The sequence below is a fragment of the Flavobacterium chilense genome (assembly GCF_001602525.1).
Taxonomy (GTDB): Bacteria; Bacteroidota; Bacteroidia; order Flavobacteriales; family Flavobacteriaceae; genus Flavobacterium; species Flavobacterium chilense.
The window spans coordinates 369,122-388,403 of sequence record NZ_LSYT01000005.1 but is presented as its reverse complement, the minus strand read 5'-3'; the positions used below and the strand labels follow the sequence as shown (position 1 = coordinate 388,403).

21 protein-coding genes are annotated in these 19,282 nt (G+C 32.6%); 6 read left to right on the top strand and 15 right to left on the bottom strand.

Features of this window, described 5'->3' with window-relative positions; genetic code table 11:
• Positions 1–12: 12 nt before the first annotated feature.
• The 3 genes from A4F88_RS25465 to A4F88_RS14355 all read right to left on the bottom strand — a co-directional run bounded on the left by A4F88_RS25465 (position 13) and on the right by A4F88_RS14355 (position 1,300).
• Complete coding sequence (locus A4F88_RS25465) at positions 13–183, bottom strand: hypothetical protein (protein ID WP_156062665.1); 171 nt, start codon at positions 181–183, stop codon at positions 13–15.
• A gap of 151 nt (positions 184–334) precedes the next feature.
• Positions 335–925, bottom strand: a complete 591-nt coding sequence (locus A4F88_RS14360) for a hypothetical protein (protein ID WP_068843296.1) — start codon at positions 923–925, stop codon at positions 335–337.
• A gap of 138 nt (positions 926–1,063) precedes the next feature.
• Positions 1,064–1,300, bottom strand: a complete 237-nt coding sequence (locus tag A4F88_RS14355; protein ID WP_068843295.1) for a helix-turn-helix domain-containing protein — start codon at positions 1,298–1,300, stop codon at positions 1,064–1,066.
• 111 nt (positions 1,301–1,411) lie between these two features.
• Here A4F88_RS14355 and A4F88_RS14350 point away from each other — a divergent pair, with 111 nt between their 5' ends.
• On the top strand, positions 1,412–1,741 hold the full coding sequence (locus tag A4F88_RS14350; protein WP_068843294.1) for a hypothetical protein: 330 nt from the start codon (positions 1,412–1,414) through the stop codon (positions 1,739–1,741).
• A 277-nt stretch (positions 1,742–2,018) separates the two neighbouring features.
• Here the strand turns inward: A4F88_RS14350 and A4F88_RS14345 are convergent, their stop codons facing one another.
• Complete coding sequence (locus tag A4F88_RS14345; RefSeq protein ID WP_068843293.1) at positions 2,019–3,797, bottom strand: NACHT domain-containing protein; 1,779 nt, start codon at positions 3,795–3,797, stop codon at positions 2,019–2,021.
• 622 nt (positions 3,798–4,419) lie between these two features.
• Between A4F88_RS14345 and prfA the strand changes: the two genes are divergently transcribed.
• On the top strand, positions 4,420–5,496 hold the full coding sequence (gene prfA / locus A4F88_RS14340; protein ID WP_068843292.1) for a peptide chain release factor 1: 1,077 nt from the start codon (positions 4,420–4,422) through the stop codon (positions 5,494–5,496).
• A gap of 559 nt (positions 5,497–6,055) precedes the next feature.
• On the opposite strand, the gene A4F88_RS14335 is transcribed toward prfA, so the two are convergent.
• The 11 genes from A4F88_RS14335 to A4F88_RS14290 form a co-directional block, all read right to left on the bottom strand.
• Positions 6,056–6,427 (bottom strand): hypothetical protein, encoded by a 372-nt coding sequence (locus A4F88_RS14335; protein WP_068843291.1) that lies wholly within the window; start codon positions 6,425–6,427, stop codon positions 6,056–6,058.
• A 21-nt stretch (positions 6,428–6,448) separates the two neighbouring features.
• Positions 6,449–6,829, bottom strand: a complete 381-nt coding sequence (locus tag A4F88_RS14330; protein ID WP_068843290.1) for a phage holin family protein — start codon at positions 6,827–6,829, stop codon at positions 6,449–6,451.
• Between the two features lie 35 nt (positions 6,830–6,864).
• A complete protein-coding gene (locus A4F88_RS14325; RefSeq protein WP_068843289.1) occupies positions 6,865–7,149 on the bottom strand; it encodes a YtxH domain-containing protein in 285 nt (94 codons plus the stop codon).
• A 47-nt stretch (positions 7,150–7,196) separates the two neighbouring features.
• Positions 7,197–7,349, bottom strand: coding sequence for a lmo0937 family membrane protein (locus tag A4F88_RS25460; protein WP_109746162.1), 153 nt, complete (start codon positions 7,347–7,349; stop codon positions 7,197–7,199).
• Between the two features lie 34 nt (positions 7,350–7,383).
• A complete protein-coding gene (locus A4F88_RS14320; protein WP_068843288.1) occupies positions 7,384–8,025 on the bottom strand; it encodes a porin family protein in 642 nt (213 codons plus the stop codon).
• Positions 8,026–8,062: 37 nt separating this feature from the next.
• A complete protein-coding gene (locus A4F88_RS14315; protein ID WP_068843287.1) occupies positions 8,063–8,632 on the bottom strand; it encodes a DUF4142 domain-containing protein in 570 nt (189 codons plus the stop codon).
• A gap of 242 nt (positions 8,633–8,874) precedes the next feature.
• Complete coding sequence (locus A4F88_RS14310; protein ID WP_068843286.1) at positions 8,875–10,659, bottom strand: sensor histidine kinase; 1,785 nt, start codon at positions 10,657–10,659, stop codon at positions 8,875–8,877.
• A 10-nt stretch (positions 10,660–10,669) separates the two neighbouring features.
• Positions 10,670–11,119, bottom strand: a complete 450-nt coding sequence (locus A4F88_RS14305) for a response regulator (RefSeq protein WP_068843285.1) — start codon at positions 11,117–11,119, stop codon at positions 10,670–10,672.
• Between the two features lie 20 nt (positions 11,120–11,139).
• Entirely contained in the window at positions 11,140–11,691 is a 552-nt protein-coding gene (locus A4F88_RS14300; protein WP_068843284.1) for a helix-turn-helix domain-containing protein, read from the bottom strand.
• Between the two features lie 157 nt (positions 11,692–11,848).
• Positions 11,849–12,034: a CsbD family protein gene (locus A4F88_RS14295; protein WP_068843283.1), complete on the bottom strand. Its 186-nt coding sequence runs from the start codon at positions 12,032–12,034 to the stop codon at positions 11,849–11,851.
• Between the two features lie 107 nt (positions 12,035–12,141).
• Positions 12,142–12,615: a Dps family protein gene (locus A4F88_RS14290; protein WP_178368473.1), complete on the bottom strand. Its 474-nt coding sequence runs from the start codon at positions 12,613–12,615 to the stop codon at positions 12,142–12,144.
• Positions 12,616–12,779: 164 nt separating this feature from the next.
• Between A4F88_RS14290 and A4F88_RS14285 the strand changes: the two genes are divergently transcribed.
• From A4F88_RS14285 to A4F88_RS14270, 4 genes are all read left to right on the top strand, one after another.
• The gene (locus A4F88_RS14285; protein ID WP_068843282.1) at positions 12,780–14,963 is read left to right on the top strand and encodes a DUF5723 family protein; all 2,184 of its coding nucleotides are present in this window, start codon (positions 12,780–12,782) and stop codon (positions 14,961–14,963) included.
• 115 nt (positions 14,964–15,078) lie between these two features.
• Complete coding sequence (gene pyrF / locus A4F88_RS14280; protein ID WP_068843281.1) at positions 15,079–15,906, top strand: orotidine-5'-phosphate decarboxylase; 828 nt, start codon at positions 15,079–15,081, stop codon at positions 15,904–15,906.
• A gap of 118 nt (positions 15,907–16,024) precedes the next feature.
• Entirely contained in the window at positions 16,025–16,825 is an 801-nt protein-coding gene (locus A4F88_RS14275; protein ID WP_068843280.1) for an ABC transporter substrate-binding protein, read from the top strand.
• 897 nt (positions 16,826–17,722) lie between these two features.
• Entirely contained in the window at positions 17,723–19,216 is a 1,494-nt protein-coding gene (locus A4F88_RS14270) for a catalase (RefSeq protein ID WP_068843279.1), read from the top strand.
• Positions 19,217–19,282 lie beyond the last annotated feature (66 nt).

The window sequence follows — 19,282 nt, the reverse complement described above, 5'->3', positions numbered from 1 at the left end:
ATAATTATGAGTTTAAATTTTAGTCAAATTTTCTGAGCCATATCCACAACCTGCACAGTAAATTGCTCTGGGAGTTCTAAAAGGTTTTTTACAATTTGGATAATCTTTTCCAAATTGACTTCTTCGATGATGTAAAATAGCCAAAGGATTTGATTCATATTCTCCTGTTATTATACGATACATTTCAAGTAAATAACGATATTGCTCAAACGTTTCAATTTTGTTTAGCCAAACAAAATCTTTAATATTTCTTCTTCTTAATTCTTTTTCAACAACTTCTTTTCCTTCAAACCATGCATCACGGCATAATTTAAATTCATTGTCGTAAAGCAGACTACTTTTCAGAATCCAATTGCGCTTTTAAAAGTATCAATAGCTTATCGATTTTAGCTACATAATTGGTTTCAGCCATCATTGGAATTTTTAGGCTGTTTTCATCATGATATTGATTTAATTCAGTAAGGTTTTTAAGTGTTTTAGGAAATGGTTGAATTTGAATTGTTCCGGCTCCAAATAATTCATTTATAGCTAACTCTAGTTCGATATCAATTATGTAGCAAGTTTGAATTAAGCCAATTGTTTCAAATATGTCTTTTTGATAAATAGAAGTATCTCTCATCAAGTTAGCCGCTTTATCAAATTCTTTATTAGATTGCTCTAAATCTTTTTCGTCGGAAAGTAAATTAAATTTTGCATAGAAATACTCTGCTGAGAATCTTGTTCCTAGATGAAAAATTATTGATTGAGCCCAAATATATTTGTAAGCTAGCAAACGCGAATACGAAATTCGCCTATTATCATATTTTTTTTGATTTTTAAAAAGTTTAAAGGAATTGTGATAAGAGAGTATACCTCCAATAATAACTGCTAATAATGTAAATAGTGAAGTAAATACAACTTTTAGTATATCGGTGTTAAATTCCATATTGTTTTTATTTATAGAATTGTCTATTTGTGTTAATACTAACGTTCACGCCAGTATGTGAAAAATCTTCGCAAATAGCTTCGTACAGGTTAAAATGCAATTTTGAGGTTCATTTTTTGGGCGTAGTAAAAGCTTAAATTACAAATCCTTAATTAATTCGCTTGGATGAATTTTTAAAGCTTGTGCAATTTTAAATAAAGTCCCTATTTTCATTTCCTGAGAACCTTTAATATATTTTCTTAAATTTTCTACATCCATTTCAGCATCATGAGCAACCTCTCTTGGTTTTAACTCATTGTTATTAATCACATCTTTTATCTTCATTCCCAGTTCTTTTACAATCTCAGGAATTTCACTTTTTCTTTCTCTTTTCATAGAAATGAAATTACAAGTAATAGATTGTTTTAGTAGGATTGTTGAAAATCGATTGTTTACAACTGATATTTTGTATATTTGTTTTGAATTGTAAATTAAATCTTATGTAAAATGGAAGTACAACATAAAAAACAAGTCACAGAATTTTTAGAATCAATGAATCGAATCAATAAATTCAAAAAACTAAAGCCAGAGAATAGTATTGATAATGCGTTTAGTGTGAGTTTGAAAGTATCGGGCTATAATGAATTAAATCTCATGGTTGCAGATTTGCTTAAAGCAAGTATTATTTTGCTTAATCCTGATGCAAACGGTTTATCTAGTTTTACAAAAGACAATAATGTCAATGTTATGACTTTGCTAGAAATTGCCTTGCAGTTATTGCCAGAAGATGAAATGGAGTTGTTGGATGATTTGTGTAAGGTTTCCCTAGAACACTAATTTGATTTGTTTTTTCGGTGCTACGCAATCCCGAAAGCTTTCGGAACTGACTTTGCGCCATTTTTTACTATCGTTAATTTTGAAAATAGAAACGTATCAAAGTCTCTGACTTTAAATTAAATATCTTGCATCAATTATTTTTAGAGTAATTCGTAAAAAGTCGGGAGACTTTTGAGTAGTTTTTCGATTTATAAGAAACAAAAAAAACGCAAAGTCAGAGACATTTGCGTAGCGTTTCAGTTGAAGACTTCGTGGAGCGGGTATGAAAAGTATATTTTTATATTACTGAAACAATATCATTATCACTATTATTTTCATTAACCAAATACTCTTCAAGTCTATTTTTTATTATTTTGAGTTTGGGTTTATATTGTAATAGGAAAGGTTTTATATCATTGTAGGCTAGCTTTTCTAATCTTTCTTCAAATTTTTTCTCACGTTGTAGTTCATCTTTTAAATGAGAATCTTTAATCTCTTTTCCATAAAATTCGAACCTTTCATTAAAAATATCATTCGCATTTTTAAAATCTTCGCATTTTAAAATATATTCGAATGAATTAAATACTTGATTGAGAGTTAAAAATGTGTCAACAATAGTTTTGTGTTTAAATTTATTAATGTTTTTTGTTTTAATGAAATTTTCAAAATATGGGATTAAAGCATATTTTATTACATTTATTGGGTCAAGTTCAGATAACAGTAAATAAAAATTATCTTTAGAAGAATGTAAAAATCTATTTTTTGCTGTTAAAGAATTTATTATTTTACTATAAACCGTTTTTTTATTTTCTTCATTTAATGAAAAAATATAGATTGCAGTAAAATATTCTTGAAGTGATCGATGAGGAAAAGTATAATCTGTTCCTTCTTTATTTAAAATGTTGATAGCGATCTGTAAATCATTTATAAGTTTTGTATTTTCAAAAACTAATTTTTTTTTCTTTTCCTTAATGAAATCAAATTTTTCATTTAAATATAGGCCACTGAAAATAAATTTTTCATCGAAATAAGAGATAAAAGAAAACAGTTTTAATACTTCAATTATCTGCTCTTTTGATAAACCACTTTGTTTTTCTCTTACAAAAGCAAGTTTTGACATACTATCATGTACAGAAAATAAAGCATCAAAAACTTGACTGTAAAATTCACTTCTTTTTTGTGGTATGCTAGAATAAGATTGAAATGTTAATATAAACATTGACAATAATAAAGGATTGCTTAAAAAACTTTTATAGGATAAGTTATCTTGACTATTTACTGCTTCAATTATTTTTTTACATAATTCTTCTTCAGAAGAAGGGATTTGTTTTTTTATGAATTGATTTATGTCTTCATCGGATAGTTCACAAACTTGAAAGTTATGAAAAAGAGGGAGTAACTCAATTTCTGTATATGGCCTTGAAGTTAAAAGATAATTATTTTTATTATATAATTTGACTAGATCATCAATATCTTTTGTTATTTTTTCTTTTTTTGATGACGAAATTTCATCGTAGCCATCTAAAAAAAAGACAAAATCACCTGAGTGCATCATTCTTTCAATTATGCGATCATTTGTAGCTAATCCATTTAGTTTAAATATTTTTTCTTTTATAAATTCAATGATATTACCATTGTAATCATTTAAGTATCTTAATTCGACTTTAATAGGTATTTTGAAATTTGTGCTGATCGAATTTAAAAAGAGATATTTAATTATTGTACTTTTTCCGCTACCAGCATTTCCAATGAGAGTTATACACTGTTTTTTTAAAAATAGATTCTCTATAGAATCTGTGGGGATTCTGTTTTCGTTATTTTGCTTTTGAGTAAATTTATGTGCTTTGTCACAAGATATAATAAATAGAGGTTGATAAAAATCTGTTAGTTTTTTGGGTTCAACTCTATGAAGTAAAGTTTTTGTACTAAAGTTTCTACTATATTCTTCAATTTGATATTCTAAAATATTGTTGTTAATAATATGTTTTATTTCGTCTCCAAATTCATTTACTAAATTTTCAAATAGAGGTTTAAGTTTTTCTCCGACAAAAGTTCCAATTATTGTTGCGATAGACATTTTTTTATTTTTTGATATTATTTTTTATTTATAATTTATTCAGTATAATGCTATAATAGTAGCTATTTTTCATTAGTACGAATTCTTTAAATTGTATGAAAGAATCTAATTTTTAATTTTAATAAATAGACAAACGAAAACACCTAGCTTAAAAAAGATAAATTATTTTTTGTCAAAACTATAGTTTCCAAACATACATTCCTTACGGAAAACCGTAAATAGTTTATTAGAAATCTGATTTGTTTGGTCTAATTTGTATTTGAATTAATTTGATAATTCAAACATCGCATAAATTATAAATATGCAACTAAGTAAAAATACCTGATTTTTTGTTTTCCTAAAGTTATTGCTGTGTATTCAAATACAATACAGAAAACCGTAAACACAATTATGAAAGCCAAAAGCCCTAGCCATGATAGAAGCGACATCCTTTTTAGGCAAACGAAAATGTCTAGTTCAAACGAAAAAGAACTGCCTAAAAAGATATAGCGGATAGCAGGAAACAGCTCCTAAAAACCATCTTGATTATGCTAAATTTCACCATTAAAAAACTCAAAAAGTTAATGATAGAATTTTCCACAAAATTTTTGTAATTTTGCAGTCCAATAAAAGGAATTAGAAAATGTTAGATAGACTTCAATATGTAAAGCAGCGTTTTGATGAGATTTCGGATTTGATTATTCAGCCGGATGTTATTGCTGATCAAAAACGTTATGTGCAACTCAACCAGGAATATAAAAGCATAAAAGCTTTGGTTGAAAAAAGAGAAGAATACATTCTTGTTTTAGCAAATATTGACGAAGCAAACGAAATTATTGCTGACGGAAGCGATGCAGATATGGTTGAAATGGCCAAGATGCAGCTAGACGAAGCAAAAGAACGCTTGCCGCGACTGGAGGAGGAAATCAAATTTATGTTGATTCCTAAAGATCCTGAAGATGCTAAAAATGTAATGGTGGAGATTCGTGCCGGAACGGGTGGGGATGAAGCTAGTATTTTTGCGGGAGATTTATTCAGAATGTACACTAAATACTGCGAATCGCAAGGTTGGAGAACATCTGTTGTAGATATGAACGAAGGAACATCGGGAGGATTTAAAGAGGTTATTTTTGAGGTTTCGGGAGAGGATGTTTACGGAACTTTGAAGTTTGAAGCCGGAGTTCACCGTGTACAACGTGTTCCGCAAACAGAAACGCAAGGTCGTGTGCATACATCGGCAGCAACGGTAATGGTTTTACCGGAAGCAGAAGAGTTTGATGTACAAATTGATATGAACGATGTTCGTGTGGATTTCTTCTGTTCATCTGGACCTGGAGGACAATCTGTAAATACAACGAAATCTGCAGTACGTTTAACGCACATTCCTACGGGATTGGTGGCGCAATGTCAGGATCAGAAATCGCAGCATAAAAATAAAGATAAAGCACTGAACGTTTTACGTTCTCGTTTATACGAACAGGAATTGGCTAAGAAAGAGGCCGAAGATGCTACAAAACGTACATCGCAGGTAAGTTCTGGTGACCGTTCGGCTAAAATTCGTACGTACAACTATGCTCAGGGTCGTGTAACCGATCACCGTGTTGGTTTAACGCTTTACGATTTAGGAAATATCATGAATGGTGACATTCAGAAAATTGTTGCCGAGTTACAATTGGTAAACAATATGGAGAAATTAAAAGAAGCTTCGGAAGTTTTCTAAAAAAGGTTCAAAGGGGCAGAGGTTCTAAGGAACAAAGGTTTCTATGGATGTTTAAAGAAAATTTATCTTTTGAGGTCTCAAATTATAAAAACAGCCTGTTTCACTTATGTGAAACAGGCTGTTTTCGTTTATTATATTGTCTTTTTAACTTAGATACTTATACTTATTCGACCAACAGCCTGGAGAAAAACAAATTAAACCTTATGCTAAGCTTATAAAAGAACCTTTGTTTTTTTACAACTTAGTAGCTTTACACCTTTAATAGAAAAAGAGACTGCCTCATATATGAAACAGTCTCTTTTTTTGGTTCAGACTATGCTTTGTTTAAGTCATGCAAAGAAACCTTTGCCACTTTGTAACTTAGCGCCTTTGAACCTTAAATATAGTGAAGGATATTAACCGTTTAACCGTTTGTTTATAAAACGTATAAAGCGGGTTAGATACCTAGAAATACTCTTGTAAATTCAAAACATTTATATAGATTTGAGTACATGTACACTCCATTCTTTAATACTATTTCGCTTAACTTTTCCATAATATATTAAATTAAGTTAGACAATTACTCTCTTGATGGTTCTCTTTGATACGATTCCTCATGCGAGGATTCATGTGATTTTTTTGAAACTAAATTCGTGACAGCAAGCTGTAATACAGATCCTAAAATGCCTTTGAACATCGAAGTACTTTTGCCTACTACAAATCGTTTTGCGAGATAGCCAATTCCGATACTTATGGCAGATTGCGCCATGTTGCTTTTAAAGCCTACAGTCTCATTGATTTCTTCGACTGTATTTTTGATGAGGTTCAGGGGTTTTAAATTCTCCTTGATTTCATCGATTTCGTCTTTAATAGAGCACCATTCTGTCTCCTGTCGAATTTCTAATTCCCTAATTTTCTGATCTAATGAATCAAAAGTGTAAATAGTTTCCATAACAGTCTTTTTTAGTATTGATTAATTTAAATCAGGGTTAGTATCTTTTTTAGTTTCTTTTAGAATACTGGAAATAATCATGTTTCCAATAGGTGTTTTAATAATCTTATGCTGCATTGTGTGCATGACAATTGCCACAATAAGATAAAATAAGGCTACGATAAAGAAACCGTAATAATACTCTCCAAGTAATTTTCCCAGCCATAAACTAATCCCTATATTCAGGAACAGGGTAAAAAATGCAACAACAGCTCCAACCGCTATTCTCGATGTTAGCGTTGACAGAACATCAGCTACTGATGATACTGTTTTAAGTTTAAGTAATTCTAAACTTGTTTTAGTATAATTCTCAGCTTTTTCATAAAGATTCAGGTTCTCGTTTGTTGTTGCATTTGATTCCATGATATAGGGTATTTATGGTTTAAAAATTTCACTTTTTAGTAGTTCGATTTTACAGTTTTTGCTTCATCTTTAAGAGTATTGAAGTCTTCTTTTGCCTGATTGAATTTTGCTTTTCCTTCTTCAAGAATCTCTTTACCGTTTGAGCTGATTGTGCTTACAATACCGTCAAATTTTGTTTTGATATTATCTCCGTAATCTTTCGATTTATCTTTGATTTTTTTTCTTGTATTTGATCCTTTATCCGGTGCAAATAAAACTCCTAATAATGCTCCTGCAGCTGCAGCTCCAACAATTCCTAAAATGGTGTTACTCGTTTTCATAATATTTGATTTAGTGATTAATATAATTATTTAATAATGTTTGATTTTTAAACTTCGCGACCTTTAATAAGTCTGAATAGTATTGCGATTATAGCAATAACCAGTAGTATGTGAATGATGCTTCCTAAGCTGTAAACAAAGAACCCAAGGGCCCAAAGAATCACCAGAATTACTGCGATGGTATATAATAGATTAGACATGGTTTTTATATTAAGGGGTTAATAAATTCGTTTTTTAATTTAACTTATACGAAAGGTATAAAGTCAGATTGCTGTTTTTTGAGTCCGGAAATGTATAAGTGGTTCCGGCAATTGTTCTTTCTTTTCCAATAGTAGTTAATCCGTAGTTGTAACGTAATCCAATACTGATTGGGCTAAAATCGACTCCAATACCTGCTGCGATACCGGCATCAAACTTATTTAAATCGTCTCTGTCGATTTCCTGTTCAAAAGTAACGTCTCCTTCGCCTGTAACTTTAGAGCTTACCAGATACGATGCGTAACCACCGGCATGAATGTTAAAGTTTTTGGTAACGTTTACTCTTACTAATAAAGGTACTTCGATATAGTTTAATTTAAATTTTGCATTTCCGCTGGCAAAAGCGTTGTCATATTCTAATTTTGAACCTTTTGTAGTAAACAAAATCTCCGGCTGAATGGCGATAAAATCTGAAACAGGTAATGTGGCATAAACACCGGCATTAAATCCGTATAATATATTTTTGTCATCAGCATCGCCAGAATATAAATTTGACATATTGAATCCTCCTTTTACACCAAACTCGGTATTTACATTATTGTCCTGAGCGTGTAGCATTCCAAAAGAAGCTGTTAGAAAAAGTGTTAAGGCGCATAAAAAATTTGATTGCATTTTCATAGTTAAATAATTTAGTTAATAATAGATATATAGGCATTTAATTTACTTCGTTTTTGATCTTTTGCATTTCGCGCAAGACCTGATATTGTTCAGGTAAATATTCTAATACTAACTTTAATATCGTCTGGTCATTTGTTTCTTTAGAAATCGATTCAAACAGTCCTATTTGTTCTTTTAAGGATGCGATCATCGAATCCAGATACGTTTTATTAAAGTCGATACTACCGGCATCAATCAGATCGTATAAATCTCTTTTGTGAGTTGCGTTTATTTCTGTAATAATAATGAGCTTTTTGTTGGCCATTTTTGATACATCCTGCAACAATTGATTCTGATCAGTTTCTATTTTTTTACTCAACTCCTGTATCGTAAAATCTGAACTTTTTTGTTGTGCAATTTGACTTTTCGAAATAATTGTTTTGGTCGCATTTGCCATGGCAATAAAAAAAAAGGCTTCTATTTCTTCTTTTTCTGTTTTGCTAAAAGTTTCACTTTTTAAAGAGCTTTCTATCGGATTGCTTTTCTTGCATGATGAAAAACAAAATATAATTATCAATAAAAAAATCGTTCTAAAAATGGTCGCTTTTATAAGGGGCGCTGCTTTCATTATTACTTCATAAAGTATTACATTACAAAGATGCTAACGAAACAAACATTTTGCTTTACAGCATAAAAACGAAACTTTATATAATTCCCATAATCGATTTATTTCAGGGTCTTATCCTTTAGTTTTCAGGTGTTTGTTGAGTTCAGTTTGCTGCAAAAAAAAAAGAAACTATAGTAAGACTATAGTTTCTTTTTGAGTGAGTGTTCGTATTTTGTTTATTTGAAAACGTCAGCTGAAAATTGTTAATCCGGAAGAAAAACAGTAAAAACAGATCCTTTGCCCGGAGTACTGTCGGCAATAATATGACCTTTATGGTTTTCGACAATTTTTTTGCAAATGGCGAGTCCAATTCCAGTTCCCGGATAATCTGTTTTAGAATGCAAACGCTGAAATAAAACAAATATGGTTTCCTTAAACTGAGGATCAAATCCCATTCCGTTATCCGTAAACGTAATTTTATGGAATTTCTTGATGTTCAATTCCAGTAAATCAGGATAATCGCCTGAGTTTACTTTTTCGCTTTCGATCTTAATTTCAGGGGCAACATCTTCTCGACTGTATTTTAAAGAATTTCCAATCAGGTTAATAAAAAGCTGTTCGATCTGATACGGAATCACGGCTAGTTTTGGCAATTTTGAAACCGTGATCATTGCTTTCTTTTCTTCGATTACTTCAGCCAGTTCAGATTCTGCATTTTCAAGCAAATCGTTTAAGCTTAATTTGATGAATTCCTTTTTGGTCGTGTTTGTTCTCGAAAATAAAAGTAAATCATCAATTAAAACACGCATTCTTTTCGCTGAGATTTCAATTTTAGAAAGATAATCTCTGGCACTTTGAGACATTACGGCTTTATCAGCCTCGGAAACTCTTGAAATAAAAGTCTGAATTTTTCTTAATGGTTCCTGTAAATCGTGACTTGCAACATGGTTAAACGAAGCCAGTTCTTTATTGCTTTTTTCAAGTTCCCTGTTACGTTCCTGAAGTTCTATGTTTAACAGATGCTCATCAGTAATATCAAAATTAATTCCGAGTAATATTTTGCTTCCCTGTTGATCTGTTAACAGTTTTCCGGTAGATTTAAAATACCTGATTTCATAATCCGGACGCGTAATCTTGTAGTATACAAATGGCAATTGTTTTTTCTCTACAATTCCTTCCATCGATTTGGCAACAGTTGGTCTGTCATCAGGATGAACGAATTCCAGAAAAGTTTCTTTTTCGGGAACAAAGGCATTAGGTTCAAAACCCAATAAACGATATTGATTGTCTGAGTAGTCTATTTTGTTCGAATCAAGATCCCATTGCCAGGTACTAAATTTCCCGATACTTTCAGATTCTGCCATTAATCCGCTGGAAATAAGCAGTTTTTTATTGTAAATTTTTAGACGCTCAAAATCGCGGCTTATTTGTCTGTAAGCCAATAAAATGAAACATAAAGCAACCAGAAATAAGGAAATAGAAAACAGCGGACTCAAAGAAATCTCTGCAGCATAAATTTTTAGTCTTTTGGCGAGATAATTTTTCTCGATGTCATTCATTTCATCTACTTGAAACCGAATGTTTTCCATCAAAATTCGACCGCCAAACATATGATTGTCGAGTTTTCGTTTATCATATGTTTTGGGATCGCTGTATTTTAAGCAATTTTCAAAAGAAACAAAACGCTGAATAATGAGCTTGAATAACTTTTGAAGGTTTTGCTGCTGTTTTGGGTTATCAGCAGTTAGTTTTTTTAAAGTTATTAATGACGTATTTACTTTATCGCGAGAGTAAATATAGGGCGTTAAAAAACGGGCATTTCGGGTTATAATATAACCGCGTTGCCCTGTTTCGGCATCTTTAATCGCTGACATTAATCTTTCTAACTGTATATTGATTTCGTACGTGTGCATGACCAGTTTACTCGATTCGTTGAGCTCCTGATTGTGTTTGTATGAAATCGAGGAAAGAAATAACAGAATGAAAACTGCGATCACAAAAATAACTCTCAAAGAGTTTGAAGAATTAAAATTTGGTATCCATTTCATTGGTATTCTCTTATTTTAGTCGCAGTAAGAAATTATCACGATTTAACCCCGAAGTATGATAGTGCCAGTTTACAGTCACAACTTCATTTATTATTTTTTTAAGCGTATTAAAATCGCTTGGCTTTTTAATATAAATATTCGCTCCCTGAATAAAGGTATCTTCGATATCTTCTTCAGAAGATGAAGTAGAATATATGGCAATAATAATATTCTTTAAATGCTCTGTTTTTTTAATCTCGATTAAACATTCCTTACCTGTTTTTTTAGGCATATTTAAATCCAGGAACAAAATATCCGGCAATTTATTGTCCGGATTCATCAAATGATCCATTAATTGCATTCCGTCATGCACAAAATCTACTTTAGTCTGAATTTTTATTTCTTCAAAAGCATCCTTAAAAAAAAGGCGATCATCTTCATCATCATCTGCCAGTAAAATATATAATGCGTTTTTTTGCATTTTAGTGTGGTATTTGGGTTTTATTTTAAATTCTCTCTACGTTTCTTAATTATTCTCTGAAATGCCGATGGCGTAATTCCCGTTGTATTTTTAAACTGTGTACTCAAATGCGCAACACTCGAATAGTTTAGTAAAAAGGCAATTTCGGTCAGGCTCATTTCATTAATAATAATTAATTGTTTGGCTCTTTCAATTTTCTGTAAAATGATAAAATTTTCTATAGAAGAATAAGTTACTTCTGAGAAAACATTAGATAAATAACCATAACTATGGTTTAGTTTCTCGGCTAAAAACACAGAACTTTTGTAATTATTGCTGTCTTCCATAAAAACAAGTTCAATAATAGCGTCTTTTATTTTTTGTACTAAAACACTTTTCTGATTTTCAACAACTTCAAAACCACACGGGCTCAGTTTATTTTTTAAAGATTCGAGTGCCTCAGCATCGAGATTGTCATCAATCTCAATCTCGCCAAACCCCAGAGTCGTAAAATTTACATTATGCTGATCCAGGTTATGTTTTAAAAAAAGCGAGCAAATGGTGTTTATGTCGAACTTTATAAATAGTTTCATTTTATAGAAATTTGGTTAAAGATAATTAATTTATTTTTGGTTATAGAGTTTAATGCTCTTAAGCGATACAGATCATTAATTTATTTAAATAAAATTCTCAAAAAAATACCGTCTAATAAGTGGTACTAGACGGTATTTCTGATTGAACCAGAGTGTTTTACAAATCTGATAGGATTTGATGAAATTCTTCTTTTGTTTTTCCTAGTTTTTGCTGAAGTCTTCCGTACATTTCGTCTTCTTTTCCTTCAGCAAACATCAAATCATCATCTGTCAGGGTTGCATATTTCTGTTTCAATTTCCCTTTCAATTCATTCCAGTTTCCTTTTATTTCTGTAGTATTCATGATCGTAATTTTTTATGTATTAATAGTATTGTAAAATTGCAAATTCTTTGCAGGTTCTTTGTTATATGAATTTTGTAAAGCGTTTCATAATTCACATTTTTTATTTTTTATACCTGATAGCGTCTTAAAACCCAGGCCATTTTTTCGTGTTCCTGAAGCAAACCCGTTACAAAATCTGCAGAACCAATATCATGGTTTTCATTTTCAAAAGCCGGAATAAATCCTCTCAATTCTGTAGCCATTTGTTCGTGGTTGTCTAAAAGTTCTTCGAGCATGTGTTTTTGCGAAGCATATTCTTTTGGAGATTCTTTAAGTGTTGAATTTTCGATAAACTCCTTCATTGTTCCAATTGTTTTTTCGCCAAGCTGACTAATGCGTTCTGCAACTTCATCAATATTCGCCTCTAAAATGCGATACTGATCTTCAAATAATTTATGCAATTCCATAAAGCTGTTTCCTGAAATATTCCAGTGAAATTTTCTGGTTTTTACATAAAGTGTCATTTCGTTGGATAAAATGGTAGCTAATATCGTAGCGCTTTTTTTTAAGTTTTGTGGTGTAATACCTATATGCAGACTCATAATGATTTGATTTAACGTTGTTTATCAAAAATAAAAAATAAGCACTCTCTTTTTCTTACATAATTTGTTTGAGATGTTATATGAATTCAATGTTTTCGTAACATAGAAATGAATCTAAAAGTGTAGTTTTGCCGCCGAATTTACCTAATAAAACCAAATTTTAAATGAAAAAAACTTTACTCAGTTTACTACTTATTGCTATTACATTTTCAGTCAGAGCCCAATCGTATCTGGGATATACTCATGATAATTATGCAGGAGTTCAAAGTGTGCTTTTTAACCCGGCTTCGATTGCTGATTCCCGTTTTAAAACCGATATTAATTTATTCTCTGTTAGCGGTACAGCAGGGAATGATTTGTACGGCGTGAACTTGTTCGATACATATAAAAAAGGATATGATTTTGACAGTCAGTCTGTAATGACGCCAAAAAATAACAATAATGGTATTGTTAATTTTGATATCATGGGACCGTCTTTTATGTTCAATATTGCCCCTAAACATACTATTGCGGTGTTTACAAGAGCAAGATCTGTTACGAACCTTAAAAACATCAACGGAAGTCTTGTAGATCAGGTTAAAGAAGGACTGGATAAAGCAAGCGATTTTAATTTTAATGCCGGAAATGCTAATGGTGCTTCGAATACCTGGGCTGAACTTGGACTTTCATACGCCGCAGTTTTGTACCAGCAAAACCAGCATTTTCTTAAAGGAGGTTTAACTGCAAAATACCTTCAGGGTGGTGTAAACGGATACATTAAAGCAAATGATGTAAATGTTAAATACAATGAAAATACTGTAAATCCGGATAAAGGAACGCTTGTTTCAAACGGACAAATTATGGTTGGAACCAGCCAGGATTTTGAGACAAAGAAAGATTATGAATTTGACTCAGGCGCAAGAGGGTTTGGTTTTGATCTGGGACTTGTTTACGAATGGAGACCTGATTATGAAAAATATGATTTAAGCAAAGCGAAAAAAGCGGATAATAACTTTCGCGATTTAAATAAATATAAAGTACGTTTTGGATTGTCTGTTACTGATATAGGATCAATCAATTACAAAAATGCAAGACAGGATACGTATAACGTAAATGGTGTTATTACACAGGAAATGATTAATGATGCTGATAATTTCTACGATTTCCTTAACGAGCATTATACCAAAACATCTTCGACTAAAGGAATGAAAACCAATTTGCCTACAGCACTTCACGCTGATGTTGACTGGAATATGTACAGAAAATTCTATCTGAACCTTAACGGCGATATCAATATGGTTTCGGCTAATAAGTTAAATGGTTACGGAATTGCAGATCGTATAACTTTAACGCCTCGTTACGAAAGCAGATGGTTTAGTTTTTATGTACCTGTAACGTATATGGAATACAGTAAAATGCAGGTTGGTTCAGGATTACGAGTGGGAGCTTTCTTTATTGGTTCCGGTTCTGTCCTGACAAATTTAGTTTCGAAAGAATCAAAAGCTGCTGATTTTCATCTTGGGATAAAAATTCCGGTTTACGAAAAGAAATTTAAAGATACAGACGAAGACGGAATTATCGACAAAGAAGATGCTTGCAGAAAAGTAGCTGGTCCGGCAGAAAATAAAGGTTGCCCTTGGCCGGATACAGATGGAGATAAAGTTTTTGATAAAGATGATGCCTGTCCAAATGTTGCTGGTCCTGTAGAAAATAAAGGTTGTCCATGGAAAGATTCTGATGGAGATACCTTGTTGGATAATGTAGATGCTTGTCCTGCAATTGCCGGTCCGGTAGAAAACAAAGGTTGTCCCTGGCCAGATACAGACGGAGACGGAATTTTGGATAAAGATGATACCTGTCCAACAGTTGCCGGTTTAGCAGAAAATAAAGGTTGTCCGGTTTTAGACGCTGATAAAGACGGAGTTCCGGATAATATAGATGATTGCCCGTTAATTTATGGTCCTGCAGATAATAAAGGTTGTCCTAAAGTTTCAAAAGCAACATTGGAACAATTGAAAATGGAGGCAAAATCAATCTTTTTTACAACAGGTAAAGCTACTTTAAACGATGCCAGAAAAGGAGAAACATCAGGAAGATTAGACGCTATAAAAGAGATTTTAAAAAACTATCCAAATGCTAAATTTGCGATTAACGGACACACAGATAACGTTGGAAATGCAAAAGCAAACCAAAAATTATCTGAAGCCAGAGCTAAAGTTATTATGGATCTTTTAATTGAAAAAGGAGTAAATCCGGCAAATTTAACTTCTAAAGGTTATGGAGCTACAAAACCCGTAAAATCTAATAAAACTGCTGCCGGAAGAGCAGAGAACAGAAGAACAGAAATTGTGTATTTAGGTAATTTATAAGCCTAAACCGAATATAAAAACAAAAAGCCATTCGTAATTGAATGGCTTTTTTTATTTTTGCGTACTTCTAAAAACAGAACTATTTCTGATGTATTAGAGAACTAAAAAATCAAGAATGACAACACAACAACTACACGAACAAATTCTTCTTAAAAAATCATTTTTATGCGTTGGGCTGGATCCGGATTTAACCAAAATTCCACCTCATTTATTAGAAACCGAAGATCCTATTTTCGAATTTAATAAAGCGATTATTGATGCCACGCACGATCTGGCAGTAGGATATAAACCCAACACCGCTTTTTTTGAAGCTTATGGTATAAAAGGATGGATGTCTTTGCAAAAAACAATTAATTACATCAACGAAAATTTTCCTGAAATATTCACGATTGCAGATGCTAAACGTGGTGATATTGGCAATACTTCAAGTATGTATGCCAAAGCTTTTTTTGAAGATCTGAATTTTGACAGTGTAACGGTTGCTCCTTATATGGGAAAAGATTCTGTTGAGCCATTTCTGGCTTTCGAAAACAAGCATACCATTATGTTAGCACTGACTTCTAACGAAGGCGCTTTCGATTTTCAGACCTTAAATACAAATGGAACAGAATTATACAAACAGGTTTTAGAAACATCTAAAAGCTGGAAAAACAGCCACAACTTAATGTATGTGGTGGGTGCGACAAAAGCAGAATACTTTGCCGATATCAGAAAAATTGTTCCGGACAGTTTTCTGCTAGTTCCCGGAATTGGCGCTCAGGGCGGAAGTTTGTCTGAAGTTTGCAAATACGGAATGAATGACAAAATAGGTTTATTAGTAAACTCAGCCAGAGCGATTATATACGCCTCAAAAGGAACGGACTTTGCAGAAAAAGCAAGAGAAGAAGCTTTGAAAGTACAACAGGAAATGGAAAGTATTATTAGTTTAAAGTTTCAGGTTTAAAATGATTTTGCCACAGAGTTTTTGCACAAAGATTCGCAAAACTTTTAGTTTAATGCTTTGTGAATCTTTGTGATAAAGCCACACAATTTAACCACTTCAAACTATAAGAGCTTGAAACATGAAACAAATAATCGACCAGCTCGGTACTCTGCATAAATTTGAGACAACTCCCAAACGGATTATTTCACTGGTACCTTCTCAAACAGAATTATTATATGATTTGGGTTTAGAAGATAAAATCATCGGAATTACGAAGTTTTGTGTTCATCCGTATCACTTAAAAGCGACGAAGAAAATAGTTGGAGGAACCAAGAAAATTCATTTTGAAAAGATAAAATTGCTTCAGCCAGATATTATCATTTGTAATAAAGAAGAAAATACGCCCGAAATTGTAGCCCAATTAAGTACTATTTGTCCGGTTTGGGTAACGAATATTATTACGGTGGAAGATAATTTTCAGATGATTTCTGATTTCGGACAACTTTTTAATTGCAGGACCGAAGCTCAAAAGTGGAGTGACAAACTAACTTTCGCTTTAAGCGATTTTAAAAAATATGTCGCCGATATTTCGATAAAAAAAGCAGCCTATTTTATCTGGAAAAATCCTTATATGGTTGCCGGAAATGATACTTATATCAATGAATTATTAAAGCTGAATCATTTTCAGAATATATATGCAGACAAAGGACGTTATCCTGAAGTCGAACTTAAAAAAATGCGTCTGGAAGGTGATCCTGATATTGTTTTCCTTTCATCAGAACCTTATCCTTTTAAGGAAGAAGATGCTTTTGAGATTGGAAGATTTACACATCACGCCAAAACCATTTTTGTCGACGGCGAAATGTTCTCCTGGCATGGAAGCCGCTTATTAAAAGCTTTTACTTATTTCAAACTACTCCATGAAAGATTGAAGAATTAATTTTTTGTTTCAGGTTTAAAGTTGTTGGAACTTATATTTAACCACAAAGAGCACAAAGGTTTACGCAAAGTTCGCAAAGTTTTTTACAGAAAGCTTTGCGAACTTTGCGCTTTATATAAAGTCTTATGAATAAAATTCTTAGCGCTCTTTGCGATAAAATTATACTCAAAGTAGAGCAACCTTAAACAAAGAAAACCTGAAACCTGAAACAAAATAGTACAAAAAAAAATGCCGGCATCTCGAAGACGCCGGCACTATTTAACTAACCAAAACCAAAATAATAAATAACCAGTTTATTACATTACAAAGATCCGAAATATAGCAATCTTATGGTGTTAAGGTCTTGTTATTACTTTGTTGAATATAAGTTAATGTCTTATTTTTTGTTTCAAGTTTCAGGTTTCAGGTTGTTGGAACGCACGGTTAACCGCAAAGAGTGCTAAGATTTCACGCAAAGTTCGCAAAATTTTATCTCAAAACTTTGCGGACTTTACGTTTGTATAAGCACTTACAAATAAAAAAACTTTGCGCGCTTTGCGGTTAAATTATGTTCAAAGTTAGGTAACCTGAAACAAATGAAACTTGAAACCTGAAACAAAACAGATATAAAAAAGAATGCCGGCATCTCGAAGACGCCGGCATCATTTAACTAACCAAAACCAAAATAATAAATAACCAGTTTATTACACTACAAAGATCCAACATATATGAATGTTTTGCTGTTAAGGTTTTGTTATTACTTTGTTGGACATAAGTTAAGATTCTGTAAGAACGGTTTCTGAGCTTTCTGTAGCGTTAAATAATTTTTGATTATTAAAATATAATAACAATCAATTTTGCTTATGAATATCGTAAGTATATCTTCGTATATTTGATAAAACATTAAATATCAGCATTATGGATTCAAAGAAAAAATTAACAACTGCAACAGGAACTCCCGTTCCGGACAATCAAAATATTCAAACAGCTGGTCCACGTGGTCCCGTTTTATTGCAGGATTTTTGGTTTCTGGAAAAAATGGCACATTTTGATCGTGAGGTAATTCCGGAACGAAGAATGCATGCAAAAGGTTCAGGAGCTTACGGAACTTTTACGGTAACACATGATATTACAAAATATACAAGAGCCGATTTGTTTTCGGAAATTGGAAAAAAAACAGAGATGTTTGCTCGTTTTTCAACTGTTGCCGGAGAAAGAGGTGCTGCAGACGCTGAAAGAGATATTCGTGGCTTCGCGTTGAAATTTTATACAAACGAAGGAAACTGGGATTTGGTAGGAAATAATACTCCGGTTTTCTTTTTTCGTGATCCAATGAAATTTCCGGACTTAAACCATGCAGTAAAACGTGATCCAAGAACCAATTTGAGAAGTGCTGATAACAATTGGGATTTTTGGACTTTATTACCCGAAGCCTTACATCAGGTTACCATCGTAATGAGTGATCGCGGAATACCAAGATCATACCGACAAATGCACGGATTTGGAAGCCATACATTTAGCTTTATAAATGCACAAAATGAAAGACATTACGTTAAGTTTCACTTTGTAACACAACAAGGAATCGATAATCTTTCTGACGAAGAAGCAGCAAAATTAGTTGGTGGCGATCGCGAAAGCCATCAAAGAGATTTATATGATGCTATTGAAGAAGGTAATTTTCCAAAATGGAAAATGTTTATACAAGTCATGACAGAGGAGCAGGCAGCTAATTATCGTTTCCATCCTTTTGATTTGACCAAAGTTTGGTTAAAAGGTGATTTTCCACTAATTCCGGTTGGAGAATTCGAATTAAATAAAAATCCTGAAAACTATTTTGCCGAAGTAGAACAGGCTGCTTTTAATCCGGCACACGTACCACCGGGAATTAGTTTCTCACCGGATAAAATGTTGCAGGCACGTTTGTTTTCTTATGGAGATGCACACCGTTATCGTTTAGGAGTAAACAATTATCAAATTCCGGTAAACTCATCAAGATGTCCGTATAACAGTTTCCACAGAGACGGAGCAATGCGTGTTGACGGAAATTACGGCAGTCGTAAACATTATGAACCCAATAGTTTTGGCGAATGGGAGGAGCAACCAGAATTCAAAGAGCCGCCATTGGCACTTCATGGCGATGCTTATGCTCATAATTTCAGAGAAGATGATAATGACTATTTCACACAGCCAGGTTTGCTTTTCCGTTTACTAACTGATGAGAAAAAACAACTATTATTCAAAAATACTGCTGCACAGGTAGGAGGAGCACAAAAGTTTATTCAGATTCGTCACATTAGAAATTGCTATAAAGCAGATCCTGCTTATGGAGAAGGTGTAGCCAATGCTTTGGGCTTAACCATGAACGAAGTAAATACTTTTGATGATCCAAGATTGTCAATTGTGGTTCGTTAAAAAGTTTTTAAGGCTCAGAGTAACAAAGGTTCAAAGGTTCTGAGTTTAGATATTGAATTAAAAAGT